The organism is Roseateles sp. YR242, assembly GCF_900109745.1.
Lineage (GTDB): Bacteria > Pseudomonadota > Gammaproteobacteria > Burkholderiales > Burkholderiaceae_C > Roseateles.
In genome coordinates this window covers 66,207-92,027 of record NZ_FOAV01000007.1, presented here as the reverse complement: position 1 = coordinate 92,027, position 25,821 = coordinate 66,207, and the positions used below count along the sequence as shown (strand labels likewise).

Annotated in this window: 24 protein-coding genes; 2 read left to right on the top strand and 22 right to left on the bottom strand. The window is 63.6% G+C overall.

The features are described 5' to 3' along the window. Positions 1-5: 5 nt before the first annotated feature. The 7 genes from BMY53_RS14760 to BMY53_RS14730 all read right to left on the bottom strand — a co-directional run bounded on the left by BMY53_RS14760 (position 6) and on the right by BMY53_RS14730 (position 7,687). Positions 6-1,022, bottom strand: a complete 1,017-nt coding sequence (locus BMY53_RS14760) for an FAD:protein FMN transferase (RefSeq protein WP_255370210.1) — start codon at positions 1,020-1,022, stop codon at positions 6-8. Between the two features lie 72 nt (positions 1,023-1,094). Then, complete coding sequence (locus BMY53_RS14755) at positions 1,095-1,955, bottom strand: DUF4198 domain-containing protein (RefSeq protein ID WP_092947249.1); 861 nt, start codon at positions 1,953-1,955, stop codon at positions 1,095-1,097. Positions 1,956-1,975: 20 nt separating this feature from the next. Further along, the gene (locus BMY53_RS14750) at positions 1,976-2,512 is read right to left on the bottom strand and encodes a DUF2271 domain-containing protein (protein WP_092947248.1); all 537 of its coding nucleotides are present in this window, start codon (positions 2,510-2,512) and stop codon (positions 1,976-1,978) included. A gap of 131 nt (positions 2,513-2,643) precedes the next feature. Continuing rightward, positions 2,644-3,351, bottom strand: coding sequence for a PepSY-associated TM helix domain-containing protein (locus BMY53_RS14745; RefSeq protein ID WP_092947247.1), 708 nt, complete (start codon positions 3,349-3,351; stop codon positions 2,644-2,646). After that, positions 3,351-4,031 (bottom strand): Fe2+-dependent dioxygenase, encoded by a 681-nt coding sequence (locus BMY53_RS14740; RefSeq protein WP_092947246.1) that lies wholly within the window; start codon positions 4,029-4,031, stop codon positions 3,351-3,353. The genes BMY53_RS14745 and BMY53_RS14740 overlap by 1 nt, the downstream gene beginning before the upstream one ends. Positions 4,032-4,127: 96 nt before the next feature. Then, positions 4,128-6,383, bottom strand: a complete 2,256-nt coding sequence (locus BMY53_RS14735; RefSeq protein WP_092947245.1) for a TonB-dependent siderophore receptor — start codon at positions 6,381-6,383, stop codon at positions 4,128-4,130. A 323-nt stretch (positions 6,384-6,706) separates the two neighbouring features. Next, complete coding sequence (locus tag BMY53_RS14730) at positions 6,707-7,687, bottom strand: TerC family protein (protein WP_092947244.1); 981 nt, start codon at positions 7,685-7,687, stop codon at positions 6,707-6,709. A 295-nt stretch (positions 7,688-7,982) separates the two neighbouring features. Between BMY53_RS14730 and BMY53_RS14725 the strand changes: the two genes are divergently transcribed. Continuing rightward, positions 7,983-8,339 carry a phage holin family protein gene (locus BMY53_RS14725; RefSeq protein ID WP_092947243.1) on the top strand — a complete coding sequence of 119 codons (357 nt, stop codon included), beginning with the start codon at positions 7,983-7,985 and terminating at the stop codon, positions 8,337-8,339. A gap of 118 nt (positions 8,340-8,457) precedes the next feature. Here BMY53_RS14725 and BMY53_RS14720 read toward each other — a convergent pair whose 3' ends face one another. Beyond that, entirely contained in the window at positions 8,458-10,038 is a 1,581-nt protein-coding gene (locus BMY53_RS14720; protein WP_255370209.1) for a M48 family metalloprotease, read from the bottom strand. An 83-nt stretch (positions 10,039-10,121) separates the two neighbouring features. On the opposite strand from BMY53_RS14720, the gene moaC reads away from it, so the two are divergent. Continuing rightward, entirely contained in the window at positions 10,122-10,604 is a 483-nt protein-coding gene (moaC, locus tag BMY53_RS14715; protein WP_092947241.1) for a cyclic pyranopterin monophosphate synthase MoaC, read from the top strand. A 58-nt stretch (positions 10,605-10,662) separates the two neighbouring features. On the opposite strand, the gene BMY53_RS14710 is transcribed toward moaC, so the two are convergent. From BMY53_RS14710 to sucC, 14 genes are all read right to left on the bottom strand, one after another. Then, on the bottom strand, positions 10,663-12,576 hold the full coding sequence (locus BMY53_RS14710) for a PglL family O-oligosaccharyltransferase (RefSeq protein ID WP_092947240.1): 1,914 nt from the start codon (positions 12,574-12,576) through the stop codon (positions 10,663-10,665). Positions 12,577-12,635: 59 nt separating this feature from the next. Further along, positions 12,636-14,435, bottom strand: a complete 1,800-nt coding sequence (locus tag BMY53_RS14705; protein ID WP_092947239.1) for a PglL family O-oligosaccharyltransferase — start codon at positions 14,433-14,435, stop codon at positions 12,636-12,638. 40 nt (positions 14,436-14,475) lie between these two features. Further along, positions 14,476-15,231, bottom strand: coding sequence for a TfpX/TfpZ family type IV pilin accessory protein (gene tfpZ, locus BMY53_RS14700; RefSeq protein ID WP_092947238.1), 756 nt, complete (start codon positions 15,229-15,231; stop codon positions 14,476-14,478). A 5-nt stretch (positions 15,232-15,236) separates the two neighbouring features. Next, positions 15,237-16,649, bottom strand: a complete 1,413-nt coding sequence (locus BMY53_RS14695; RefSeq protein ID WP_177200889.1) for an O-antigen ligase family protein — start codon at positions 16,647-16,649, stop codon at positions 15,237-15,239. 101 nt (positions 16,650-16,750) lie between these two features. Beyond that, complete coding sequence (locus BMY53_RS14690; RefSeq protein WP_092947236.1) at positions 16,751-17,221, bottom strand: pilin; 471 nt, start codon at positions 17,219-17,221, stop codon at positions 16,751-16,753. Positions 17,222-17,423: 202 nt separating this feature from the next. Beyond that, positions 17,424-17,894 (bottom strand): pilin, encoded by a 471-nt coding sequence (locus BMY53_RS14685; RefSeq protein ID WP_092947235.1) that lies wholly within the window; start codon positions 17,892-17,894, stop codon positions 17,424-17,426. A gap of 270 nt (positions 17,895-18,164) precedes the next feature. After that, positions 18,165-18,617: a pilin gene (locus BMY53_RS14680; protein ID WP_092947234.1), complete on the bottom strand. Its 453-nt coding sequence runs from the start codon at positions 18,615-18,617 to the stop codon at positions 18,165-18,167. A 208-nt stretch (positions 18,618-18,825) separates the two neighbouring features. Then, positions 18,826-19,611, bottom strand: a complete 786-nt coding sequence (locus BMY53_RS14675) for an MBL fold metallo-hydrolase (RefSeq protein ID WP_092947233.1) — start codon at positions 19,609-19,611, stop codon at positions 18,826-18,828. Between the two features lie 213 nt (positions 19,612-19,824). Continuing rightward, on the bottom strand, positions 19,825-20,490 hold the full coding sequence (locus BMY53_RS14670; protein WP_092947232.1) for an FHA domain-containing protein: 666 nt from the start codon (positions 20,488-20,490) through the stop codon (positions 19,825-19,827). Positions 20,491-20,529: 39 nt separating this feature from the next. Then, complete coding sequence (locus tag BMY53_RS14665) at positions 20,530-21,324, bottom strand: Stp1/IreP family PP2C-type Ser/Thr phosphatase (protein WP_092947231.1); 795 nt, start codon at positions 21,322-21,324, stop codon at positions 20,530-20,532. Beyond that, on the bottom strand, positions 21,321-22,484 hold the full coding sequence (locus BMY53_RS14660) for a serine/threonine-protein kinase (RefSeq protein ID WP_092947230.1): 1,164 nt from the start codon (positions 22,482-22,484) through the stop codon (positions 21,321-21,323). The genes BMY53_RS14665 and BMY53_RS14660 overlap by 4 nt, the downstream gene beginning before the upstream one ends. An 18-nt stretch (positions 22,485-22,502) precedes the next feature. Further along, a complete protein-coding gene (locus BMY53_RS14655; protein ID WP_092947229.1) occupies positions 22,503-23,234 on the bottom strand; it encodes a TerC family protein in 732 nt (243 codons plus the stop codon). A gap of 284 nt (positions 23,235-23,518) precedes the next feature. Then, positions 23,519-24,412: a succinate--CoA ligase subunit alpha gene (gene sucD, locus BMY53_RS14650; protein WP_092947228.1), complete on the bottom strand. Its 894-nt coding sequence runs from the start codon at positions 24,410-24,412 to the stop codon at positions 23,519-23,521. A 27-nt stretch (positions 24,413-24,439) separates the two neighbouring features. Beyond that, positions 24,440-25,600 carry an ADP-forming succinate--CoA ligase subunit beta gene (gene sucC / locus BMY53_RS14645; protein ID WP_092947227.1) on the bottom strand — a complete coding sequence of 387 codons (1,161 nt, stop codon included), beginning with the start codon at positions 25,598-25,600 and terminating at the stop codon, positions 24,440-24,442. Positions 25,601-25,821 lie beyond the last annotated feature (221 nt).

The window sequence follows — 25,821 nt, the reverse complement described above, 5'->3', positions numbered from 1 at the left end:
AACCATCAAATCAGAAGCTCACGCAGCGCCGACGAAAGCTGCTCGTCGAAACCACCGCCGGACCGCCGGGTCACCAGCAGCGCGGCCAGGCCCAGGCGCTCGGCCAGGGCCAGACCTTCCGCCGGGCCCAGCACCATGAGGGCGGTGGACCAGCCGTCGGCCCACATGGCGCTGTCGTGGATCACGGTGACGGACGCCAGGCCATGCGCCACCGGCCGGCGGTCGCGCGGGTCCACGGTGTGGGAGCGGCGCTGCCCCTGTGCGTCCAGGTAGAACTTGCGGTAGTCGCCAGAGGTGGCAATGGCCAGGCCATGCAATGCCACCCGCATCGGGGCGAGCCCACAAGCTTCGGCGGGTGGCTCGAGATCCACCCACCAGGGTTGCCCTTCCGGCTTGAGGCCCGCACCGCGCAGTTCGCCGCCAATCTCCACCAGGTGGTTCGGCAGTCCGAGCGAGGTCAGCAGCGCGCTCACGCGGTCCACCGCGTCGCCCTTGGCAATGGCGGAGAGATCCAGGGTGAGGCCACCCGGCTGGATCAGGCGCTGCTCCGAGGCATGCCAGACAAGCGTGTGCCACCCGCAGTGGGCTTGCGCGCAATCGGCCTCTGAGGGCGGCCGGAACCCTGCATCATCGTGACGTGGCCAGCGGGCGGAGGGGCCGGAAGGGCCGAATCCCCACATCGACACCAGTTCGCCAGCGCTGGGGTCGTAGGCCCCACCGCTGGTTTCAGCGATCTGCAGAGCAGCCGCCAGCACCCGGGCGAAGCCTTCCGGCAGCGCGTGGCTGGATCCGGCCGGTGCGGCGTTGAAGCGGCTGAGCAGCGAGTCCGGTGTCCACTGGCTCATCTCGGCAATGACGTCTTCGCAGACACGCATGATCGCCGTCTCGATCGGCGACAGCCGCAGACCGGCCGGGCCGATGACGGCCACCGACCAGGTCGTGCCCATCGTCGCGCCTGCCAGGCGGTGCACCGCCTGGTCGAGCGAGGGCGGCGCGCCCTCGATCTGAAGAGGTACCAGCACCCGGGGGGCCAACGCCTCCTGAAGCGGGGCAGGCCTTTGAGCCCCCATCGCCGTCGCGCTCACGCCAGGCCCTTACTTGGGCAGCACTTCAAAGGTGGCGCTGACGCTGGCACGCTGCAGCGGCGCTTCCCGGGTGCCACCGGCGGCACCGGGACCACCCCGGGCACCCGCATTGGCCCCGATCCAGTAGCGACCGGGTTCGCTCCACGCCACCGTGAACTCGCCTTGCGCGTCCGTCTTCAGGCTCACCTCCCCCAGCTTGTAGCGGTAGCGGTTGCCCTCACGCAGCACCTTCACCGCCACATCGGCAGCCGGCTTGCCATCCAGCACCAGGCGGAACTTCGTCGTGTCCCCATGGCTCAAGTCAGTCGCCTGGCCCAAGGGCAGCAGCTCCAGGCCCTGACCTTCCGGCGCGAACTGCACCTTGCCCGGCTCTTCCTTGCTGACAAAGGTCTGTTGGCGATTGGTCATCAGCGTCAGTGAGGTGATCTCCGCATCCGCCGGCACGTCCTTGGCCAGGGTGGCCGGCGTGCTGCGAAAACGCTTGGTCTCGGTGCCCTGCTTATAGCTGCCCATCAGCGACTGGCTCAGATTGCTGATGCGATAGGTGCCGTCTTCCGGCAGCTTCACGTCGAAACTCTCGCGGTGGCGGGCCGTGCTGCGGTTCTCCGCTTCCAGGCTCTGACCGTTGGGGCCGGTGATGCGCAGCGTCTCCAGCTTGAGGCCACGTTCGAAGTTGAACAGGTCCTCGGAAACGGCCGCATCCACGGACACCACACCATCACGGCTGGTGACGTTGGCGCTGTTGGGCAGCAGCCAGAGCATGTGGGCGCTGGCGGACAGCGGCAGCAGCGTGGCGGCGGCCAGGGCCAGCGGGGCCAGGCGCACGATGAGCCTGGAAGCAATGGCAGGGGATGCAATGGTCTGGTTCATGGCTTGTTCCTCTTTCAGGCTCAGGGCTTGGCGGTCAGTTCAATCGCACCGAGCTCATGCTCGCCTTGCACCGTGGCCTTCTGCTCCGACTTGATCGGCCAGGTCAGCGGCACGCGTTGCACCTCACGCCCACCGGCTTCACGGCCGGACTCCACGACGATCTCGTACTTGCCCGCCGGCAGGCTGGCCAGGCTGGGGTGGTTGTCCAGGTTGAGGACCTGCTCGCCGGGCGCACGCGTGGCGCCGCTGATACCGTCGGCCGGCACCGTCAGGTTGCGGCCGCCCTGGCGCCACCACTGGCGCATGTCGCGCAGCCACTTGGTGCCGGCATTGTTTTGCTTCTTGATGTCGTACCAAATGGCCAGTTGTGCCACGGCAGGGCCGGACTCGCCGGCCTTTTCCACCCACACGGCAACATAGGGACGGTGATATTCCGCGACGTTCAGGCGCGGCAGTTCCAGCTTGAGCTGGACGGTGGCGGCCCAGGCCGAGGAGCCGGCGGCCAGGGTGCCGAGCGCGCCGAGCGCAATGAGGGAGCGACTGGTGGAGCTGTTCATGGTCTTCGTTCGTGATGCGTGAATCGGAGGGAAGAGGCCTGGCGATGGCTCGGCGGGAAGTGGGTTTGTCGTTTTGTTGTGTTGCTGTCTTGTGTGTGGACACCAGCATCGCGTGGATACCGGGTTGGGCCTCAGTGCATCAGCAGCAGGGCCAGCAAGGCTGGAATGAGGAAACCCAGCCCGACGATCGGCCAGGTGCTGGGCCGGCTGACCGCATGGAATTTGAGGATCAGCAGCCCGGTGATGGAGAACAACAGGCAGGCCACGGCAAAGATGTCGATGAACCAGCTCCAGGCCACGCCGGCATGGCGCCCTTTGTGCAGGTCGTTGAAATACGAGATCCAGCCACGGTCGGTGTCCTCGAACTCCACCTCGCCGGTGGCGCGGTCGATGCGCACCCAGGCGTCACCACCGGGGCGCGGCATGGAGAGATAGATCTCCTCGCGGGACCATTCGGCCTCGCGGTCGTCCACGGCGCGGCCCAGGGCCTGGCTGAGCCAGTCGCGCAGCGGCGTGGGCAGGGCGACCTTCTGGTCCTTGCTCCTCGCGTCCGCCTTGCCGTGCTGGTCATTCCCCTCGTCAGGGCGAACAGCCGCCATCAGCGTGTCCGGCACCTGCGCCTGGCGGTTCACCACCGTGGGCTTGGACTCGATGCTGGCTGCGTGGTTGAGCGTGATGCCGGTGGCAGCAAACAGCAACATGCCGATCAGGCACAGCGCGGAGCTGATCCAGTGCCATTGATGCAGGGTCTTGAGCCAGGCCGCGCGGGCTGCGGGGCCCTTGGTGACGGCAGGGGTTGCGGTGGCGGCGGCTGGCGTGGAAGGGGTCTCTTGGGACATCAGGTGTCGGCCCAGAGCCGCAGCAGGTTGTGATAGTGGCCGGTCAGCGTGGTGGTCTCGGCGTTGTCGCCCAGCGTGGCCCGCAGGCGCTGAATGGTCTGGTCCAACTCGAACATCATGTGGCGCTGCCAGTCCTGGCGGATCATGCTCTGCGTCCAGAAGAAAGCGCAGACACGTACGCCACGGGTGACCGGCATGACGCGGTGCAGGCTGGTGCTGGCGTAGACGATCATGTCGCCGGCCGGCAGTTTCACTTCGTGCGTGCCGTAGGTGTCCACCACCTCCAGCTCGCCGCCTTCGTATTCCTCCGGCTCGCACAGGAAGAGCGTGGTGGAGACATCGCTGCGCAGCGGCTGCGACGAGCCCTGCTGGCGCATGATGGCACCGTCCACATGGAAGCCGTAGTGCTCGCCCCCTTCATAGCGGTTGAACAGCGGCTCCAGCGTGCGCAGCGGCAAGGCGGCGGAGATGAACAGCGGGTGTCGCTTCAGCACCTGCTGGATGTGTTCCGCGATCTGTTTGGCCACCGGGTGGTCCGCCGGCATCTGCCGGTTCTGCTTGACCTTGGCCCCCTGTTCACCCACGGTGGCCCGACCGTCGGTCCAGTCGGCGGCATCGAGCAGGCGGCGCATCTCGCGGACGTCCTCCTTGCTGAGCACTTCAGGGATGTGAAGAAGCATGTGGTTCTCGAAATATCGGCAGCTGCAATGGCACAAAGGCCTGCCCCCGCCATGACTGCTGGCGGGGGCAGGCCTGCAAACCCTACACCATGAAGCTCAGAAACCGATGTTGGCGGAGAGGCTCACGGCACGAGGAGCGCCCAGGGTCAGGCGGCTGCCACCATTGTTCAACGAAGACATGTATTCCTTGTCGAACAGGTTGGTGACGTTCAGCTGCAGGCTGACATTCTTGTTGACGCGGTAGGCGGCCATGGCGTTGGCGACCGTATAGGCCGGCAGCGTTGCCAGGCCGGTGCTGGCAGGCGCGGCCACCGTGACCACCCGCTTTTGTTCGGCGGTGTGGCTGACACCGCCACCCACGGTGATGTCACCCCACTGATAGGAGGTCCACAAGGTGGCGGACCACTTCGGCGACCACTGCACGCCATCCGTCTGCGTCTGCACACCAGTGGTGGCATTCGCGGAACGCTGGTTGATCTGCTTGGTGTTCATGGTCTGGACACCGGCCGTGACCTGCCAGAAGTTGGTCAGTTGGCCCACGGCGGCCAGTTCAATGCCCTGCACGCGGGTCTTGCCGCCTTGCGTGGCAACGCCGGTCACGGAGTCCACGCTGACCTGGCCGTCGTTGTCGCTGCGGTAGAGCGCCGCCGTCAGGTTCAGCCGCTTGTTCAACAGGTCCCACTTGGTGCCCAACTCGTAGTTCTGGGTTTCCTGCGGGTCGGCGGCGGTGGATTGCTGGCCGGTCGCCGCCAGCTGGAAGTTGGTGCCTCCGGGCGGGGTGATCGAGTTCGCAGCGGCCACATAGACGGTACCGTTGTCGGCCAGCTTGTACAGCAACGCCGTGTTCCAGCTGGTCACCCACTTGGACGTGTTGAAGGCAGCGGTCGCAGTGGCGTACTTGGCGGTGTAGTGGTCGCTGCGCAGGCCCAGGGTCAGCTTCAGCGCCTCGGTCAGTGCCAGCGTGTCGAGCGCGTAGATGGCCTCGGTGGTGGTGCTGCCGGACGTGTCGCTAGCGGTATTGCGGACCGAGCCGCCCAGTTGCACATTGGGGTTGGGGTTGTAGAGGTTGGCCGGGTCGGCGGCAGTCGCCGTGAAGGCGCGGTTGTCCTGGCTTTCGTAGGTCAGCTCGATCCCGGTGGCCAAGTCATGCTTGACACCGGCTGTGGCGAAGCTGGTGGTCAGGCTGGTCTGGTTGGTCAGGATCTCGTTGGTCTGATTGACACGCTGACGCGAGCGGCTGACGGTCCAGGTGCTGGGGTCCGCAGGCGTGACCGCTGTGATGGTGTTGACACCGGTGACCATGCGGTCCATGAAGGTGCGGCCATAACGGGCGATATTGCGCACGGTGGTGCCATTGCCCAGGTCCATTTCCAGCTTGGTGGTGACCATGTCGGCCTTCACGTCCTCATAGTCATGGACGCTGCCGTAGAAGTTGCTGGTGTCCACCTTGGGCGCGGCCAGCAGCGCTTCACGCGCGGCACCGGTATACGTGGCGCCCAGCGTGTAGCCAGGCCAGCCGATCGAAGGAATGCCACCGTCGGGCAGGTTGTTCTGCCGCACGTGCTGCGAATAGACATAGAAACGGGTGGGCGTTCCCAGGCCAAAGGCCACGGAGGGTGCAAAGCCATAGGTCTTCTTCTTGACCTGGTCGCGGCCCGGCACGCCGAAGTCCTGCCACACACCGTTCAGCCGGACGGCGGTGTTCTCGCCCAGCTTCTGATTGACGTCAACGGAGGCGCGCTTGCGATCGGCATCGCCGATGGTGGCGGTGCCTTCGATGAAGGTGTCGGCCTGCGGCAGCTTGGTGATCAGGTTGATGTAGCCGGCGCTGGCAGCACGGCCGGTGTCGGCCCCGGCGGGGCCCTTCACCACTTCGATCTGATCGGTGTTGAAGATGTCGCGCGTCACAGCGCCCAGGTCGCGGATACCGTCCACGAAGGTGGACGTACTGGCGGAGAAACCACGCATCCGGAAGGTGTCGCCGGCGGACGTGTTGCCGTTCTCCCCCAACTGCATCGTGATGCCCGGGGTGTTCTGCAGGGCTTCCACCAGGGAGACCGCCCCCTGCTCACGGAGCACTTCCTTGCGGATCACCTGGATGGTCTTGGGCGTTTCCAGCAGCGGCTGGGTCAGCTTGGAGGAAGCGCTCTTGTCGACCTTGTAGTCGGAGGTGGCGGTACCGTCCACCTTCACCGTGGGCAGGAAGGTGCTGCTGCTGGCGGAGGGTGCGGTGTCGGCCGCGGCCGGTGCTGCGGCGGGGTCTGCCTGCGCGGCCAGCGGCAGGGCGAAGGACGCGGCGAGCGCAGCGAGGGGGGCCACCGCGTGCTTGCGGCTCTTGATGTACGTAGCCATGGGGAAGAGAGCTCCGAAGTTTCTTGTAGAAATGGATCGAATCGGCTCTGCTGGCTACGTGCAAATCGGCCTTGCCGGCGGCGCTCTGTGGCGCACCTGATGCAAGGCCCCTCCCCGTGTTCACGACTGGCTGGCGGCAACTCGTTCAGATTCCGTCGCCGGAACCGAAGGGCTAGATGCTAGTCATTCTCATTTGGCCATGTCAAAGACTTCATGTCATGAATGACATAGATACGTGGTGACCACACCACGAAAACTGAACTTGCACGTCGGAAAAACGAAAACGGGCACCGGTAAGGTGCCCGTGGCGGAAAGCGCGTAGATCAGGTCAGTTGCTGCGGCTCGTGCTGCGCGGGCAACTTAGGGGCGGTACGCAAGCTCAGCCACATGGTGAAGGCCAGGATGCCCACCACCACTCCCAGCGAGAACAGCACCGGAATCTTGATCACATCGATCAACATCATCTTGCTGCCGATGAACACCAGCACCACCGCCAGGCCGTAGCTCAGCAGATGGAACTTGGACGCCATGGCCGCCAGCAGGAAGTACATGGCGCGCAGGCCGAGGATGGCGAAGATGTTGGAGCTCAGCACGATGAAGGGGTCGGCCGTGATGGCAAAGATGGCGGGGATGGAGTCCACCGCGAAGATCACGTCCGTCATGCCCACCAGCGCAATGACCAGCAGCATGGGCGTTGCCAGGCGTTTGCCGTTTTCGATGGTGAAGAACTTTTCGCCGTCGAACTTCTGGCTCACCGGCAGCACCTTGCGCAGCAGCTTCAAGGCCGGGTTGCTTTCCAGATCCGGCTCCTGGCCAGCGGCCCACCACATCTTGATGCCGGTGATCAGCAGGAAGGCCCCGAAGAGATAAAGCACCCAGTGGAACTGTGCGATGAGCCAGCCGCCCACCAGGATCATCACCGTGCGCAGCACAATGGCGCCGATGATGCCCAGCATCAGCACCCGCTTCTGGTAGGCGCTGGGCACCGCGAAGTAGGTGAAGATCATCAGGAAGACAAAGATGTTGTCCACCGCCAGCGACTTCTCGATCAGATAGCCGGTGATGAACTCCAGGGCCTTGGTGTTGGCCAGCTCCACGCTGCCCGTGCCATCACGGACGGACCACCAGAGCAGGCCGGCGAAGGCCAGGCTGAGCGCCACCCAGACGGCGGACCAATTGATCGCTTCCTTGACGGACACCTCATGGTCGCCCTGCTTGCGCAGCACCACAAAGTCCAGAATGAGCGCCAGCACCACGATGCCGACGAAGACGGCCCACAACCAACTTGGCACGATCGTGCTCATGGAAACCCCTTGCAAGTCTGGCGCTACCGCGGATGTTGCGCCATTACCGAGACAACCGCCTGCCAGATGAGGACAGGCGCCTAACGGCCGAAAGGTCTTGCAAGGCTGGAGGAAGGATGCGGAGATCCAGGTTCCAGGTGCAGCGTCCGGCTGTCCGAGGACAACGTATTGACGAACCACTGCCGCGGCGGGGCGCCGCGTTACTACTCCCCTTTCGGAAGATTCGGATTATGCATATGCATCAAGTGTTGCAACTTCGGTTTTTTCTACTTGCGGCTACCGGTATGCTGCGCGCATGAAGACCTTGATCCGTTGGTTGCTGCTGGCCGGCGCCCTGCTGCTGGTGGCGCATCTCTACCCCGGCGTGCAGGTGAAGAGCTTCACCACGGCTTTGATTGCGGCGCTGGTGCTGGGGCTGTTCAACACCATCCTGCGGCCAGTGCTGGTGCTGCTGACCCTGCCGGTCACGCTGCTGACGCTGGGCCTGTTCCTGTTCGTGATCAATGCCCTGCTGTTCTGGGCCACGGCCACGGTGCTGGATGGGTTCACGGTCGCCGGCTTTGCAGCGGCGCTGATCGGCTCGCTGATCTACAGCCTGTGTGGCATGGCGATCGATGTCGTGATGGAGCGGCTGTTCCCGGACGCCGAGTAAGCGCAGCCGCAGCCATACGCCAGACAGAAAAAGGGCCTGGCGCTGTGGCGTCCAGGCCCTTGGGCATTCCAGGAATTCCCGCTTGATTCTCCGCTTGATTCCCGCTGGTGCCGTCGCCTCAGGGCTCGGCGCCGACGGGCACGCCCCGCGGGTACATCTCGGCCAGCATCTGGCGTTGCTCATACAGCAGGCTGCGCAGGCGGGCATCGATCACCGACGCTTCGATCTGGTCCGAATCCCGGCTGCGCGACTGCCTCAGCGCCGAGCGCATGCGGTCGATGGCACCGTTGATATCACCCAGTGCGGCGCGGGCTTCGCCTTGCGCGCGCACCGAGCGCAGGGGCTGGTTCAGTTGCTGCCACAGCGGCGCAATCTCCTGCCAACCCAGGGAATCGGCGCTGTTCAGGCTCAGGTAGGTTTGCAGCGAATCCACCACGTCGCGCTTGATCTCGGGGCGGTCGTCCGCCTTGGCCAGTTCCGCCTTCAACATCAGCATGGGACGAGAACGGTCGCCCTTGAGGGCATCCAGCGCTGCAAAACCCGCCGCGGGCTTGCCTCGGGCCAGCTCGAACTCCGCGTGGAGGAAGACCATCATGCGCTGGGCGCCGGGGTCCGCTCCCAGCAGGCCGGCGATGGCGTCCGCGGTCTTGAGCGTGGCCTCGGCGCGGGAGAAGTCCCGCAGCTTGATGGAGGCCAGCGCGCTGGTATAGCGCGCGGCCAACTGGTCCGTGCGGGCCCCCTGGCGCGCACCGGCATCCAGGCCCTGCAACTGGCGCCAGGCTTCGGCGCGCTGGTCCATCAGCACCTTGGAACGCGCCGCCATCAGCGCGTGTTCGGTGGTGCCCACCAGCTTGGTTTCGGCATTGGTGCCCAGGCGGGCGCGGGCCTCGCCAATACGCTCGCTGGTCAATGGGTGGCTGCGCAAGTAAGGGTATGCGCCGGAATCCATCAGGTGATAGGCCTGCTCCATGCGTTCGAACATGCTGGCCATGCCGGCGGGCGCATAACCGGCCTGCGTCATGACCTGGAAGCCGACCCGGTCGGCCTCCCGCTCCATGTCCCGCGAGAAGTTCAGCGAGGCCTGCGCAGCCGCCGCCTGGCTACCCAGCACCGCCGCCTGGACGCCATCCGTGCTGCGGCTGCGGGCGGCGGCCAGGATGCCCAGGATCATGCCGGCCGTGGCCAGCATGGAGTTGCGTGAATCCCCGATGATGCTGCGCGCAATGTGGCGCTGCGTGATGTGCGAGAGCTCGTGCCCCAGCACTGAGGCCAGTTCATCCCGCGCGCCGGTCATGGCGATCAGGCCCAGGTGCACGCCGATATAACCGCCGGGCAGTGCGAAGGCGTTGACCGACTTGTCTCGCACCAGGAAGACTTCCCACGCAAAGCGGTCGGCGGTGTCGTCACTGATATTGCCGAGGCGGCGCGCCGCCTTCACCAACGGGTTGAAGGTGCCCTGTACATATTCGAGCAGCAGGGGGTCGTCGATGAAATCGGGATCGGGGCGGATCTGGCGCATGACCTGGTCGCCCAGCTTCTTCTCCGCACCGATGCTCACCTCGGCGGACACGGAATCTCCGAGGGCCGGCAGGTTCACCTGCGCCCATACGCTCTGGCTGAGCAGCGTGACGCTCAACAGGGCCGCCAGGCACCGCCGGCCACGGCTGACGGAAGAAGCACCACCCCGGGAAGTGGGCACGCTGGAATTCACTCGCTTCAAAGCATCTCCAAGACCACGATCTATCATGGCGCTATGACGGTTTCGCGATTGTTGCCCTATTTATGAGCTCGCCTCTCACCCATTTTGACGCCGAGGGCCAGGCCCATATGGTGGACGTTGCCGGCAAGGATGTCACCCACCGCATCGCTCGCGCCGCGGGACGTATCCGTATGCTGCCAGAGACCTTGGCCTTGATCATGAAAGGCGAGGCAAAAAAGGGAGACGTGCTGGGTGTGGCCCGCATCGCCGCCATCCAGGCCGCGAAGCGGACTTCAGACCTGATTCCCTTGTGCCATCCGCTGCCCATCACGCGGGTCGCGATCGAATTCGAGGTCGACGAAGCGGCCAGCGCGGTGGTGTGTATCGCCCAGGTGGAGACCCTGGGCCGCACCGGTGTGGAAATGGAAGCGCTGACCGCCGTGCAGGTCGGGCTGCTCACCGTCTACGACATGTGCAAGGCGGCGGACCGCGGCATGGTGATGGAGCAGATCCGGGTGCTGGAGAAGCATGGCGGGAAGTCGGGGGATTGGGTGGCGCAGGTCTGAGCGCCCCGCCAGGGCCTCGGCACGGTTCCGCGGCAGCCCCGCTCCAGCCCCAACCGAGTCAGCGCATTTCCTGGAACTGGTAGACCCGCGACGGTGGGTCACATTGGAACGGGCGCGGGTCGAGCTTGACTGTCTCCAGTGCCTTGCATTCCGCGAAGAACTCGTCGCCCACCGGATTGCGGAATTCCTTGAGACGCTGAGCGACAAAGCGCGCCTTGTCGGTCTCGCCCACTGCCGCGAGAGAACGCGCCCAGGCGACCATGAGCCGCGTGTCGATCAGATGGTGGCCTGTGCGCTGCGCCGCCACCAGGGCCTCTGCGCCCGGGGGCAGTACGGTCGCCAACGCGTAGTCCGCCTGCAGGTCAAACAGCGGCGAGCGCTGGCCGATGGCCATCCGCTCCTCCAGCGAGGCCGCGCCCTGCGGCGGCGCGTAGATGTGCACGATGCGCAGGTAGTCCCAGACCGTCACAGGCACCAGCAACACGGTGATGGCGCCGAGGGTGACCAGGTCCCAGCGCTTGGCCCGCGGGGATGCCACGGATGCCACCGCGGCTGCGGGGGCCGAGACGGCATCGGCACTCACGGTGTCGCCTTTGGCCGGCCGCACGAAACACAGGCCCAAGGCAAATGCTGCCGGCAGCAGGAAGTAGGCATACCAGAGCGGATATTCCGACATGCTGTGCAGCCCGATCATCAGCACGATCATGAAGGCGCACAAGCCCGCCCCGCGGCGGTCCGCATGGCCGCGGAGGCCGGCGACTACAAAACCCACCACCAGCAGCACGATCACCAACAGGCCCAGCGGCCAGCCCATTTCCGCCAGCAGCTGAAGCACGATGTTGTGGCAATGATCGAAGAAGGCGACCGGACGGTCCGGGAAGGGCGTCATGGTCCAGGCGAAATTGAAGTCGCCCCAGCCGGTGCCGGTCCAGGGGTGCTGCTTGAGCAGCGACCAGGTGTTGCGCAGGATCGCGAGCCGGGATGGCGAGCCCGCGCCTTCATCGCTCAGGCGGGACTCTGCGCCAAAGGCGTGGCCACTGGCATGGGTCCACCAGCGGACCAGGCCCCAACTGGCCGCAAACATGACGGGGGTGAGCGCCAGCACGATACGCGGCCCTTTGCGCAAGCGGGCGGCGGCGGGGCGCCCCCAGGCCAGCAGCAATTCAGTCCAGCCCCAGAGGGCCAGCAGGCCAACGCCGATGAAGCCGGTGCGCGATGCGCTGAACAGCACACACAGCACAAAGAGGAACAACAGCCCCCCCAAGGCGACGGCAGCGCGCACGCCCCCCCGCAGGCGCCGTTCGAGCCAACCGCCCTGGGCCAACCACACGGCAGCAACACAGCTCCAGAGCAGCAGGCTGGCCAGATGGTTCGGCTGGCGCATGTTGCCCACGGCCCGGCCTGCCAGGCCGGTGCGGGCGATGACATTGCCATCGGCCCATGAGGGAATGAAGAACTGGACGAAGCTGACAACGACGCTGAGCAGGCCGGCAGTGACAAGGGCCAGGCAGAACAGGGTGAGGATGGATTCGCGCTGATCTTCGCGGACAGCGCGCGCGGTCTGCACCAGCACCCAGGCCCCGAACAGCATGGCCCCGCCGGCCAGGGCCATGGACCACGGCAGGTCGTTGATGACGGGGGCGGACAGGGCCACCGCCAGCATCACCAGCAAGGCGATGCTCACACCGTCCAACCGCCAGCCGCGTTGCAGCGCGCCGCCAACGCCCAGGCCGATCAACGCCAGGCCGAAACCGAAGAAGGCCAGCAACTGGTTGTAGAGCGTGGCGGACGGTGTCTGGTTGAAGGCGAGCATCGGCGCCAGGGTGACGCCGATCAGCAGGCCGAGGAGGGTGAGGGGGTGGCGGTGACCAGCGGGGGCGGCCGCTTGCGTTGCCGCAGCATGGGCCGCAGCGGCAGCGTCAGGCGTCGAATCGGGAGCGGCAGAGGCCGGCGTCGTCGCGGCGATCGTCATGAGGGGTCCAGGTCGGGCAGACAGGGCGGAACTCTAAACCTTCCTGAGAGCCCTAACGATCAACGCATTTCGCTGGGCAGGTAGTTACGCGATGGTGGTGTGCACTGGAACGGCAGCGTCGTGTGCGCCTCTTCAGCCAGCTCGCATTCCTTGAAGAACGCATCTCCCAGCGGATGATGGAATTCCCGCAGGCGGTCGGCCAGGTAACGAGCCTTGTCAGTCTGGCCCGCGGCGTTCAGCGAACGGGCCCAGGCGACCATGAGACGGGCGTCGATAAGGCGGTGACTGGCCTTGTGCGCCGCTTGCAGTGCCAGGGGACCCGGCGGTAGCACCGTCGCAATGGCGTGATCCGCATGGAGGTCGAACAACGGGGAGCCATCACCTGCGGCCAGTCGCTCGACCAGCGGGGCGGCACCAGGCCGTGGTGAATAGATATGGACGATGGTCAGATAGTCGATCACTGCCCACGGCACCAGAATCACCATCAGGACACCTGCAAGCGCGAAGTCCTTGCGCTGTACCGGGGTATCTTCCTTAGGATCTCGCACGGGACGCTCTGCAGGATTGCGCAGCACGCAGAGCCCATAGGCGAATGCCGTCGGCAAAAGGAAGTACGCGTACCAGAGCGGGTACTCGGACTGACTGTGGAGGCCGATAACCAACACAATCATGAACGCACAGACGGCGGCACCCTGACGATCTGTCACGCTTCTCCATGCTGCCAAACCGGCGGCTGCCAGCAGCAGCAGCGATGCGACGGCGCCCAACGGCACCCCAAGCTCCACCACGAACTGCAGGAACACGTTATGGGTGTGGTCTACAAAGGCGGTATAGCGATGCGGGAACGGCGTCATTGTCCAAGCGAAATTGAACTGACCCCACCCCGTTCCGGCCCATGGATACTGCTTCACCAGTTCAAAGGTGTCCCGCAGGATCATCAGGCGTTCTTGCGATTGAGCACCTTGTGTGGTGAGGCGCGTCTGGCCGAAGAAGGCCAAGCCATGAGTCTCAGCCCACCACGACACAAAGCACCAGCCAAGGCCCCACATCACCGGCATCAACAGGATGGCGATGCGCACACTGCGCGTGAGACGTGCCCTGCCGGAGCGGGCGAGCACCGCGTCAACAAGGGCCCAGATCACCACGAGCAAAATGCCAATGGTGCCCGTGCGAGAGGCACTGAAAAGGATGCCCAGCACCAGTAGCCACAGCAAGACACCCAGCGCAACGACGGCGCGCCTGGGTGTGCCAAGCCGGCGTGCCAGCCAGCCGCTCTGGGCCAGCCACACAGCGCCTACACAGCTCCACAACAGCAGGCTGGCCAACTGATTGGGCTGGCGCACGTTGCCCACGGCACGACCTTCATTGTTGGTATGGGCAATAAAGAGATCGTCTGTCCAGCCGGGCTGGAAGAACTGGACCGCCCCCACGACGGTACTCAGCAGACCTGCCAGCACGAGCGCCAAGCTGAACATGGTCAATATGTCTTCGCGCATTTCCCACCGCACCGCACGCGCCGCCTGCAGGGTGAGGAAGGCGGTCACCAACAGCGCTCCGCAACTCAGTACCCCAGATAGCGGTGCACCGTGCGTTACCGGCGATAACAGGGTGATCAGCAACAGCAGCAACAGCAGGAGGCTGCCCCCATCCAGCAAGCGCCAACCTGCGTGCAATGCCCCACCGAGGCTCAAACCAATCAGCACCAGGCCGAAGCCGAAGATGGCCAGGAGCTGGTTGTACATCGATGGCGCAGGCAGGTCACTGTAGGCGAACAGCGGTGCCAGCACGACACCGATAAACAGTCCGACTAGCGTGACAGGGTGGCGATGCATAGCAGAGGTCGACGCAGCAATGGACATGTCGTTTGAGGCTCGGACGATCTAGGCCCGCCTGATGCAATCAGAAATTATTGATGGGCGCAAAACCGACGGGGTCTCCCGAGGTCTTGTTCAGCAGCACCGACCAGTCCATGCGGTGGGCCAACATGGGGACATACACCAAGTTCTGCGCCGGCTGGCCAGTGCGGCTGATGGCCTCGACAACAGCTACGCCCTCCTGTGGGTGCTTGGCCAACCAGTCGTCCACCGGATGGGCCACCTTGAGCGCCTGACGGCGGGCTTCATCGTCCCAGGCCCGCCAGTAGGTGGGACGCGCGCCGAGATCGGCGCCATTCATGCCCATGACGATGGCCTCAAGCCGTTGATCCTCCCGCGGCGTGGCGGTATTAACCAGACGTGGTCCGGTCATCGACAACGAGCGGAATTCCGCTGCGGCCTGGGGCAGCTCGGTCTCTACCACTTCAATGGCCGATGTAACGCGGAAGCGATCCACTTCCAATGCCAGCACGACTGGACGTGCCAAGTACACCGCATGGAGCCCATAACCCAACGCGCACAACTGCAGCGTAACGATGATGGCCAGGTCTCGCCGCAGTTCTTTGCGCGGCTTGTTGAGGTTGAATACGGCCAGCGTCAACATCGGGCCGATGACCACGTCCACCGACATCAGGATGAACAGCAGGTTCTCCCCGCCCGACACGATTCGGTAGGGCCAGGGATACCAGACAAAAAGCACCACCGATGCTGCGATGGCGGCCACCGCCAACGACGAGATCAGATGAATGCCAGCGGCGCGGAGTCGATGATGCCAATTCATAAGAGTCAAAACCAGCCAATGATCCAGAAGCGTGGGTTGGGATTGGTTGTCTCGCCATGCGCTGCATGCACCGCGCCGGACGTACCGAGGGTCGGCTGGGAACTGTGCAGCACTTCGCGGTAGCTCTGCACTGTCATCCACAGCATGGCTGCAACAACCAGCCATGGTAAGCCCCCCCGAGCGCGAGACCAGGTCGATGAAGTGGCGATACCCGACGCAGGTGCGGCATTTGTGCGCTTATCTGCGCGCATGGCCAGGACCATGGCGATAGCCATGGCGATCCAGAGCTGGGACACGGGCATCACGAAATTGCCAGAGAACGCGGCGTCTACAGCGATGCCGATCAAGGCGCCCCAAAGGCCGACACCGACATTGGTGTGTTGCTCTGGCAGCGTACGCAATGCTCTAAGAGAAGCTGCGAACCAGCGGCCGGCCCCCAACAGGATCAGGATCGTGGCCGGTGCCCCATACTCCGCGAGCAGTTGGAAGTAGAGGTCGTGCGGATGCGCAGCTTCGCCGTTGTACCAATGCGAGAAATGCATCGGTCCGACGCCGAGCCAAGGGGATGTTTGCCACAATTTGACGGCCTGGCCGATGAGATAGTCCCGGTAATGGACATGGGCGAACTGGTCCGGGTCTATGACGTAGCCGGCCGGTCGAAACCACAGCAAATAACACACCCACATCAACAGCATGCCCACGATCGTGGGGGGGACGGTACGTCGCGCATACGGCAAGCCACGCCGGCCAAATGCCCATAGCCCCGCGAGCAGCCCCAAGAGCAATGCTAACAATGTGGCGCGTCCATACGTGATGAACAGCAGCATGCCGCCCAGCACCAGTGTCGCCCAGGCCAACTGCCGCCACCGCTTCGAGCTGTCATCGGCGGAGACGATGGCGACAAGCGGCAATGCAACGGTTTGTGCGTGATTCAGGAAGCGAGGATTATCGAAGCCGACCAGTGCAGCCCAAGGTTCGCTCAGGTTGCCTTCGAGAACTGACACCGCCAGTAGCAGAAGCACCAGGACCGAATGTGCCATTGCACCAAGCACCAGGGTCCTTAGAACGGCTCTGCGCGTTTGCGTATTGGCCATCGCGTTGGCCATGGTTTGCGCCCATGCCCACAGCCCAACGAAGATCAGCAGTTCGCGCAGAGCGATGGTGGGATAGGCAGACAGTAACGTCGAAGCTGAGACCAGAACGACCAGCGTGCCGCTGACAATGAGCGTGGACCATCGTGAGTTTTGCCGAAGCTGGACTCTGGTCCCGTGCCAAGCCCAACACGTTGATGCCAGCAGGAGCAACGCCAACTGAACCCCACGGGCAAAGTCGTGGGCTGCCAGCCCCATACCCAACAAGGGATAGGCAATCGGGATTCCCCAAGGCAGACAGGCAGCCCCAACAGCGGTTCGGTTCATAAGCAAGGTGGCAGAGGTCTGGCAGGTCCCGCGCATTAAAGCAGAGGCCCAAGACAAAAGGGAGCCCGGAGGCTCCCTTTGAACTTAAGCAGAAAGCCTGCTTAGGTGCGCTTGCAAGCAGCGCTCAGGTATTGGTTGGGGATCGTGGCGTTCGTGCCGCACACCCAGGCCAGGGTCAGCGACGAGGCGCTCACAGTGCCCACCAGGGTCAACGTTTGTTCGTTAACGTCGGAGCCAATGTTTTGAGCCTTTGCCGTCAGGGTTGCCGTGTCGGCGTCGGTGGCGGTAGCGCCTGCGGCAGTGTCGCCGGTCGGGGCGTAAACGATCGACTTCACGTACTTGCTGGTGCCGCTGGCGCCCAGTTCCGACACGGTCGGCAGGTGGGCGTTGGTCGTCAGGTATTCCTGAATCGGGTTCTTGAAAGCCGACAGAGCCAGCACCAGTTCGCTGATCTTGGCCTTCTTCATGTAGTCAGAGTAAGCCGGCAGAGCCACGGCAGCCAGAATACCGATGATCGCCACGACGATCATCAGTTCGATCAGGGTGAAACCCTTTTGCAGAGTGCGCTTCATAAATTTCCTAAAGAGGTGAGGGGTGAGACTCCCGACATTGCGCAGGAGGCGTGCCAGCCTCTCCAGGACCAGAGATCGTGATCTACGTCACGACTTTTTTGACTTCGTCGCTTGAATCCGTGACGAATTTGGTCACCCTGAAGGACCAAAAATGAAAAAGGGGCCCAAAAAGGGCCCCCTTGTATCAGAGTGTTCGAAGCAATTAGGTGCGCTTGCAGGAGGCGCTCAGGTATTGGTTGGGAATCGTGGCGTTCGTGCCGCACACCCAGGCCAGGGTCAGCGACGAAGCGCTCACGGTGCCCACCAGGGTCAATGTTGCGTTGTCAACGCCGGACCCGATGTTTTGAGCCGTTGCTGTCAGAGTTGCCGTGTCGGTGTCGCTGGCGCTAGTGCCCGCGCCCGTGTTGCCAGTCGGGGTGTAAGCGATCGTCTTCACGTACTTGCTGGTGCCGCTGGCGCCCAGTTCCGACACGGTCGGCAGGTGGGCGTTGGTCGTCAGGTATTCCTGAATCGGGTTCTTAAAAGCCGACAGAGCCAGCACGATTTCGCTGATCTTGGCTTTCTTCATGTAGTCGGAGTAAGCCGGCAGAGCCACAGCGGCCAGGATGCCGATGATCGCCACAACGATCATCAGTTCGATCAGGGTGAAACCCTTTTGGAAAGTACGCTTCATAGAGAACTCCTAGGAAAGAAGGGAGGGGTCGGTAGAGACATCCCTTCTGATCGCAGAGCTCATGCCAGCGCGGTTCAGGTGATTTGATGTGCGCTACCGCACGAACTGTCCGCGACTGGGGATTTGCAAGTGACTATTTTTGTCTGGAAATGAACAAAGTTCGCAAGACGGGCGACATACGACCAAAAGTGTCATTTTTGTTGATCGCTGGTCGAACGAAATTGCGATTTCCGATACTGCGGAAGGGCCTTTGGGGCCACTTTCACAGGTTCAGCTTGCCGAGCGGCACGCGACCGTGAGGTATTTGTCCGGAATGGTTCCAGCACACGTCCAGTCCACAGCCGCATTTGTCAGGCCGGCGCCGCCAGTCTTGCCCGTGAGGACCAATTGCGTCCCGTCCAGGTCCGAACTGATAGAACCGGCACGGACCTGGGCGGTAATGGAGACTTCGCTCTCGCTGGCCTTCTCATAGGTCACGCTCTGGACATACTTGCTGGACTGCGCCGACAGATTCAGTTGATCTGCCGTCGGGAACGAGGACGCCGAGTTGACGTACTCCAGCACCTGCGCCTTGGGCGGCGTCAGTGCCAGCATCACCTCCGTGATCTTGGTCTTCTTGGTGTAGTCCGAATAGGAGGGCAGCGCGATCGCTGCGAGGATGCCGATGATGGCCACCACGATGATCAGTTCGATGAGGGTAAAGCCTTGTTGGGTGCGTTTCATGGTGGCGCCAGCGGGTCAGTGAGATCACCCGTATTGCAGGGGCCATGCCAGCCTCAAGTACGTCTTCATTCCCCCGCCGTCCAGAGGCAAAGCGCCGCGTGCTTGTCAGTAATGTGACAAATTGCGCCCCTCAGCACTGCCCAGCTTGGTCGCTATACAGACGAGAGGCCACAAAGTGTCAGGGGCCTTCGGGCGCTTGCTCGGGTCTTCAACCCAGCTCGAATTCCTGGAAATGCTCCAGCGCCGTCACCCGATGCGCGGACTTCAGGGCTTCCACGGCGGCCATCACGGCGGCCCGCTCGCCCGGCTTGATGTGGGTGATGTGCACCCGCACCGACGGTGTCTTCAGCTTGGTGAGCTCTTCACCCAACGTGATGGGGCAATGATGCTGGCTGATACCAGCCAGCTCACACTCATCGTTGCCAAACGCGCACTCGATCACCAGATCGGAAAGCTTCAGCTCACCCAGGCGCTTCCACAGCGCCGGATTCGGCCCCGTGTCCCCCGTGAACACCCAGTGCGCACCCGAACCCGGGTTCACCGCAAAACCCACGGCTGGCACGGTGTGAGCCGCACTCAGCACCTCGATCTCCCGACCACGCCCGATGTCCAGACGATCGCCGATGGCGAACTCATGGAAAGTCAGTGCTGGCTTCTCAATGGTTGGCAACCGGGTGAAGTCGGGCCAGATCACGCCGTTGAAGATGTGGTCCTTCAGCGCCTTCAGCGTCTGCGGCAGCGCATGCACCTGCACGGCCGGACGGCCTTCTTGCGCGCGGCGGCGCTGCACCGTGTCGGCCAGCAGCCCGATGGACAGCACATGATCCAGGTGGGAGTGCGAGACAAAGATGTGGTCAATCCGCGCCATCGCTTCCAGCGACAGCTCGCCCACGCCGCTGCCGGCGTCGATGAGCACATCGTCGTCGAGCAGAAAGGAAGTGGTTTTGTGCCCGGCCGCCATGGCACCGGCGCACCCGAGCACGCGAATCTTCATGCGCTCACTGTAGGGCCACCCTCGGCGCTTGCTAAGCGCTGAATTGGAGATTCCCCGGCTTTTTGCCTTAGGTTACGACTTCCCAACGGGATGCCGTGAAAACCTCCACGTGTAGGCAAACGCCCTACAACGCGCGCCCCTGGTGGGATACCGCTGTCCAGCGTGCGGTAGCGCGCTCTGGGCCCATTCAATGGCGGGGAGCGCGCCCTTGGGTCAGCCCTGCATGAACTGCATCTGGGTGCCGGCCAGCTCAATCACGTCGCCGTTCTTGAGCGGTACGGACTCGGCTGCCAACGGCGCGCCGTTCACCACAGGACGGACACTGCCTTCCACATGGGCAAACACATAACCGCTGGGCCGCTTGGTGATGGAGGCCACCTGCACGCCGGGCTTGCCCACGGTCGTGACCACCTTGCTCAGGGCCACCTCGCGGCCAGCCGCCGGGCCATTGAGCACCTTGATAGCCGCCGGCGCAGCCGTTGTGGCACCGGCACCGCCGCTCAGCCCACCGAACGACGAGGGAAGGCCAAAACCGCTGCTCGGGGCGGATTGGCCCGGGCGCAGGATCATGGTTTTTTCGTAATCGGCGTTGTCCTCGACCAGATACTTGATCTTGTACTTGCCGACCTCGATCACGTCCCCATGCGACAGCAACTGCTTTTTGACAGCCTTGCCATTGATGTAGGTACCGTTGGTCGAGTTGAGGTCTTCAATAAAGACATCCGAACCCACCATCTGCATCACGGCGTGTTCGCCGCTGACCGCCAGATTGTCGATCACGATGTCGTTGTAGGGGCGCCGACCCAGTGTGGTCTTGTCCTTGGTGACCTGCACCTCTTTGATCACCACACCGTCGAGCGAAACCACCAGTTTGCCCATCTTTGACCTCGTGTCCTGTCTATAGTTGTGATGGCGCGCTCAGCGACGCCCGTGGTTACGACTGAAGGGCCACCACGCCCACGGCTTGGTACGACTTTCCGCGCGAACCAGAACGATCGCAATATTATCCTTGCCGCCCATGTCATTGGCGGCGTCCACCAGCGCCTGTGCTGCCTCAGGAAGGTCTGCGTGACTCTGCAGGATCTGACCCACAGAGGCGTCATCCACCATATCAGACAGCCCATCGCTGCACAGCAGAATCTGGTCACCGGGTTGCAGTTCATGCTGGTGGATTTCCAGCATGACGGTGTCTTCCACCCCCACAGCCCGTGTCACCAGATTCTTGTTGCTGGAAAACACCGCCTCTTCAGGCGTAAGCAGACCAGCATCGATCTGCTCTTGCAGTAACGAATGGTCTCTGGTCATTTGCACCAGCTGACCGTCACGCAGCCGGTAGGCGCGGGAATCGCCCACGTGCCCCATGAGCACACTTTGCTCCCGGAAAACCGCCACCACCAAGGTGGTGCCCATTCCGGCATATCGGGGATTCGTATTGGCGGCGTTGAATATCGCCCGGTTGGCGTTGTCCACGCAGATATCCATGGCCCGCCGCACGTCCGCGTCGGACGCATGCTGGCCGGCCTCCGCCAGCCACCTGCCCAACTCCGCCTTGATGAAGGAGGTCAGCATCTGGCTGGCCACCTCCCCGGCGTTGTAGCCGCCCATGCCGTCTGCCAGCACCGCCAGCCCCACACCGGGTTCCAGGGCGATCGAGTCTTCATTGTTGTCGCGCACGCGTCCGGTGTCGGTGGCGCTGAAGAACTCCAGGGTCATGTCTTGCTGGCGGGATCGGCTGGGGGAGGATGATTGTGCACCGCGTCTCCAGTGTGAAGGCGTAAAGTTTCCTCGAAAGCCAGCCCCGTTGTCGGGGGGGTTGTCGCTTCAGCACCATCAACGGTGCGGTCTGCGCTACCACTTCCGGGGGATGTTGACGCCGAGCCAGGGGAATGGGTCGATGGGATGTCAGGCGGGTTGCCGGTACTGCCCGCCAGTTCCGCCGGCACTTCCGCCAGCACGGCTTCCAGATCCTGGGCCAGCTGTTCGCCCGATTGATACCTCAGCTCAGGCCGTTTTTCCAGGGAAAGCGCCAGCACCATGGCCAGGGATTCGGGCAATTCCGGTCGGAACTGCCGCACGTCGGGTGGGCGTTGGGTGGCAATCTGCTGCATCAGTGCGGCCATGGAGTCCGACTGATGAGGCAAGTGCGCTGTCAAAAGCTGAAACAACATGACGCCTAAAGAATACAGGTCGCTGCGACCATCCACCTTCAGGCCAGCCAGTTGTTCCGGGGACATGTAGGACGGCGTTCCCAGCACCAAGCCGGTCCGGGTTCGGCTACCGTCCGCCACGCGGGCGATGCCGAAGTCCATGATCTTCACGCTGCCCGATGGCCGGTCCAGCATGACATTGGCAGGCTTGATGTCGCGGTGCACCACGCCATGGCTGTGGGCGTAATGCAGCGCCCGCGCCAGGCGGGCCACCAGCAGCAGCACTTCCCTCAGGGGCAAGCGCTGAGCGGCCCGGGTGTGGTGGCTCAGGTCGTGGCCGACCACCAGCTCCATCGCAATCCAGGTGTCGCCACCACTCTCGCCGGCATCCAGCACGCGCAGGATGTCCGGGTGCTCAAGATGCTGCGCGGCACTGGCCTCGCGCATGAAGCGCTCTCGAACGTCCAGCAGGTCCTCGGGGGCGAACTCCCGCTGCAGGGAGAGACGCTTGATGGCAACAGCCAAGCCGTTGCGGCGGTCCACGGCCTGGTGAACCATCGCCATGGCGCCGCGGCCGATTTCTTCGCCCAGGTCGTAGTTGTCCAGCTTGGCGCTGGCCATCCGGGGCATGGGCTGAGTGGTCGGCAGCGCGCTGGGCGGATCATCATCCGCAGACCGCGGGGCCGCTCGACCCAGCAGTCGCTTGAAGAACCCAGCAGCGCTCATGACATGGCTGACCTTTCGTCAGGCTTCGGACGGGCGACGGCTGGCCAGGGCCTTGCCGACCCCCAACACCAGCAGTGCGCCAAGCACGCCAGCACCGTATTGCAGCCAGGTCACCACCACGGTCGTGCCCGGCTTGCTACCAGGCTGGCTGGGGACCCAGCCACTCAGGGCCGGGTCGGTCACCAGCATGGTACCCGCAATCCAACCCAGCAACATGGCGCCCAGGACGATCACGGTGGGGTAGCGGTCCATCAACTTGATGACCAACTGGCTGCCCCAGACGATGATGGGAATGGAGACCAGCAGGCCAAAGATCACCAGGATCAGTTGATGGCCATGGCCCGCACCTTCGGCCGCGCCCGCGATGGCAATCACGTTATCGAGCGACATGACGAAGTCGGCCACGATCACTGTCTTGACGGCCGCCCACAGCTTGTCGCTGGCCTGGATGTTGGCATGGTCTTCTTCGTCCTCCGGCAGGATCAGCTTGATGCCGATCCAGAACAGCAGCAAGCCACCGACCAGCTTCAGGAAGGGCAATTGCAGCAGCTGCAGCGCGAAGAAGATCAGCACCACCCGCAGGACGATGGCGCCGGCCGTGCCCCACAGAATGCCCTGGGTGCGCAGCTTGGGCGGCAGCTTGCGGCAGGCAAGCGCTATCACCACGGCGTTGTCGCCGCCGAGCAGGATGTCGATCGCGATGATCTGGAGAACCGCCAGCCAGAACGGGGCGTGGAGAAGCATGTCCATATGCGAAGACCTGCTGGGCGCGGCGCGGAAACGTAGCACCCAGATAAAAGCGGTTGGGGGCACCAATGACAAGAGGGGCACAAGGCCCCTCCTGAATCGTCGGCGGAAGCTGACGCATTGTCCGCGTCACCCCCCTGGCTCTCCGATGCGTGGAATTACGCATCAGACGCCGCAACAGGTTTTTCCTGTGTCACTCAGAGCCCTTGCGGGTTACCCCGCCTTCCGGATCACCCCTTCTTTGGGGCGGCCCGGCGGAGGCCCTCAGCCACAGGGACCTGTCCTTTTTACAGCAGGCCCTTGAGCAGCTTGCCCATTTCCGACGGGTTGCGCGTGATCGTGAAACCGCACTCTTCCATGATGGCGAGCTTGGCATCAGCGGTGTCAGCGCCGCCGGAGATCAGCGCGCCGGCGTGGCCCATGCGCTTTCCGGGAGGGGCGGTGACGCCGGCGATGAAACCGACCACCGGCTTCTTCATGTTGGCCTTGCACCAACGAGCGGCTTCGGCCTCGTCCGGACCACCGATCTCACCGATCATGATCACGGCGTCCGTATCCGGATCGTCGTTGAAGGCCTTCATCACGTCGATGTGCTTCAGACCATTGATGGGGTCACCACCGATACCGACGGCGGAGGACTGGCCCAGACCCAGATCGGTCAGTTGAGCCACGGCTTCATAGGTCAGCGTGCCGGAACGGGACACCACACCGATACGACCCTTGCGATGGATGTGACCGGGCATGATGCCGATCTTGATCTCTTCGGGGGTGATCAGGCCAGGGCAGTTGGGGCCCAGCAGCAGTGTCTTCTTGCCGCCGGCGGCTTCCTTGGCGCGCATCTTGTTGCGCACTTCCAGCATGTCGCGCACGGGGATGCCTTCGGTGATGCAGATGGCCAGGTCCAGGTCGGCCTCGACGGCTTCCCAGATGGCAGCAGCAGCACCGGCGGGCGGCACGTAGATCACCGACACGGTGGCGCCGGTCTGGGCAGCAGCTTCCTTGACCGTACCGTAGATGGGGATCTCGGAGAACTTCTCACCGGCCTTCTTGGGGTTCACGCCGGCCACGAACGCGTTCTTGCCGTTCGCGTAAGCCTGGCAGCCCAGGGTGTGGAACTGACCGGTCTTGCCCGTGATGCCCTGGGTGATGACCTTGGTGTCCTTGTTGATGTAGATGCTCATGTCGTATTCCTTGGCTGGGTCTTCGGCTTACTTGACGGCAGCGACGATCTTGGTCGCGGCTTCGGCCATGGTGTCGGCGGAGATGATGGGCAGGCCGGACTCGGCCAGCATCTTCTTGCCCAGCTCTTCGTTGGTGCCCTTCATGCGCACGACCAGCGGCACAGACAGATTGACGGCCTTGCAAGCCGTGATCACGCCTTCAGCGATGGTGTCGCACTTCATGATGCCGCCGAAGATGTTGACGAGAATGCCCTTCACGTCGGGATTCTTCAGCATGATCTTGAAGGCTTCGGTGACCTTCTCGGCCGTGGCGCCACCGCCCACGTCCAGGAAGTTGGCCGGCTCGCCGCCGAACAGCTTGATGGTGTCCATGGTGGCCATGGCCAGGCCGGCACCGTTCACCAGGCAGCCGATGTTGCCTTCCAGCGAAATGTAGGCCAGGTCGAACTTCGAAGCTTCGACTTCAGCCGGATCTTCTTCGTCCAGATCGCGATAGGCCACGATTTCCGGGTGACGGAACAGCGCGTTGGCGTCGAAGTTGAACTTGGCGTCCAGCGCAACCAGGTTGCCCTTGGAGTCGCAGTTCAGCGGGTTGATTTCAACCAGCGACGCGTCGGTGTCCATGTAGCACTTGTACAGCTTGGCGAACAGGTCCACGGCCTGGTCCACCGAAGCACCGCTCAGGCCGATGGCCGCGGCAATCTTCTTGGACTGCTCGGTCGTGATGCCGGTCAGCGGGTCGATGTACTCGGTGATGATCTTCTCGGGCGTGGCGTGAGCCACTTCCTCGATGTCCATGCCGCCTTCGCTCGAAGCGATGAACGCCACCTTCTGGGTGCCACGGTCGGTCACCAGCGAGACGTACAGCTCGTTCTTGATGTCCGCGCCTTCTTCGATGTAGAGGCGGCGAACCTTCTGGCCTTCCGGGCCGGTCTGGTGCGTGACCAGCTGCATGCCCAGGATCTGCTCGGAAAGCGCCTTCACGTCATCCAGGCTCTTGCCCAGCTTCACGCCACCGCCCTTGCCGCGACCACCTGCGTGGATCTGCGCCTTGACCACCCACACCGGGCCGCCCAGCTTTTGCGCGGCTTCCACCGCCTCTTGCACCGTGAACGCGGGAATACCGCGCGGAACCGGCACGCCGAACTGGCGCAGGATTTCCTTGCCCTGGTACTCGTGAATCTTCATAGGGACGTCTCGCTTGATGAATGATCAGGAAGAGAAAGCCGAGGCCGCAGCGCCACCACCGTGACGACGGCTCGGGTAATGAGTTTGCATGTGCACGGCCTTGTTGACAGCCTTGGGCGCAGGATCCAGGTCTCGACAAGGGACCGCCAGGCTGGTGGAACCAGCTGATCCTGAAAATCCGACTGACCAATAGGCGTGGTCGTCGGCGATGCGACGATCCG

What these genes read in the sequence shown, in the direction of transcription:
- BMY53_RS14695 (WP_177200889.1), bottom strand. Translation starts at nt 16,649, where the DNA reads ATGAACCGAACCGCTGTTGGGGCTGCCTGTCTGCCTTGGGGAATCCCG.
- BMY53_RS14705 (WP_092947239.1), bottom strand. Translation starts at nt 14,435, where the DNA reads ATGTCCATTGCTGCGTCGACCTCTGCTATGCATCGCCACCCTGTCACG.
- BMY53_RS14660 (WP_092947230.1), bottom strand. Translation starts at nt 22,484, where the DNA reads ATGAGCGCTGCTGGGTTCTTCAAGCGACTGCTGGGTCGAGCGGCCCCG.
- BMY53_RS14735 (WP_092947245.1), bottom strand. Translation starts at nt 6,383, where the DNA reads ATGGCTACGTACATCAAGAGCCGCAAGCACGCGGTGGCCCCCCTCGCT.
- BMY53_RS14725 (WP_092947243.1), top strand. Translation starts at nt 7,983, where the DNA reads ATGAAGACCTTGATCCGTTGGTTGCTGCTGGCCGGCGCCCTGCTGCTG.
- sucD (WP_092947228.1), bottom strand. Translation starts at nt 24,412, where the DNA reads ATGAGCATCTACATCAACAAGGACACCAAGGTCATCACCCAGGGCATC.
- sucC (WP_092947227.1), bottom strand. Translation starts at nt 25,600, where the DNA reads ATGAAGATTCACGAGTACCAGGGCAAGGAAATCCTGCGCCAGTTCGGC.
- BMY53_RS14675 (WP_092947233.1), bottom strand. Translation starts at nt 19,611, where the DNA reads ATGAAGATTCGCGTGCTCGGGTGCGCCGGTGCCATGGCGGCCGGGCAC.
- BMY53_RS14685 (WP_092947235.1), bottom strand. Translation starts at nt 17,894, where the DNA reads ATGAAGCGTACTTTCCAAAAGGGTTTCACCCTGATCGAACTGATGATC.
- BMY53_RS14730 (WP_092947244.1), bottom strand. Translation starts at nt 7,687, where the DNA reads ATGAGCACGATCGTGCCAAGTTGGTTGTGGGCCGTCTTCGTCGGCATC.
- moaC (WP_092947241.1), top strand. Translation starts at nt 10,122, where the DNA reads ATGAGCTCGCCTCTCACCCATTTTGACGCCGAGGGCCAGGCCCATATG.
- BMY53_RS14740 (WP_092947246.1), bottom strand. Translation starts at nt 4,031, where the DNA reads ATGCTTCTTCACATCCCTGAAGTGCTCAGCAAGGAGGACGTCCGCGAG.
- BMY53_RS14710 (WP_092947240.1), bottom strand. Translation starts at nt 12,576, where the DNA reads ATGACGATCGCCGCGACGACGCCGGCCTCTGCCGCTCCCGATTCGACG.
- BMY53_RS14680 (WP_092947234.1), bottom strand. Translation starts at nt 18,617, where the DNA reads ATGAAACGCACCCAACAAGGCTTTACCCTCATCGAACTGATCATCGTG.
- BMY53_RS14670 (WP_092947232.1), bottom strand. Translation starts at nt 20,490, where the DNA reads ATGGGCAAACTGGTGGTTTCGCTCGACGGTGTGGTGATCAAAGAGGTG.
- BMY53_RS14665 (WP_092947231.1), bottom strand. Translation starts at nt 21,324, where the DNA reads ATGACCCTGGAGTTCTTCAGCGCCACCGACACCGGACGCGTGCGCGAC.
- BMY53_RS14745 (WP_092947247.1), bottom strand. Translation starts at nt 3,351, where the DNA reads ATGTCCCAAGAGACCCCTTCCACGCCAGCCGCCGCCACCGCAACCCCT.
- BMY53_RS14755 (WP_092947249.1), bottom strand. Translation starts at nt 1,955, where the DNA reads ATGAACCAGACCATTGCATCCCCTGCCATTGCTTCCAGGCTCATCGTG.
- BMY53_RS14750 (WP_092947248.1), bottom strand. Translation starts at nt 2,512, where the DNA reads ATGAACAGCTCCACCAGTCGCTCCCTCATTGCGCTCGGCGCGCTCGGC.
- BMY53_RS14690 (WP_092947236.1), bottom strand. Translation starts at nt 17,221, where the DNA reads ATGAAGCGCACTCTGCAAAAGGGTTTCACCCTGATCGAACTGATGATC.
- tfpZ (WP_092947238.1), bottom strand. Translation starts at nt 15,231, where the DNA reads ATGAATTGGCATCATCGACTCCGCGCCGCTGGCATTCATCTGATCTCG.
- BMY53_RS14655 (WP_092947229.1), bottom strand. Translation starts at nt 23,234, where the DNA reads ATGGACATGCTTCTCCACGCCCCGTTCTGGCTGGCGGTTCTCCAGATC.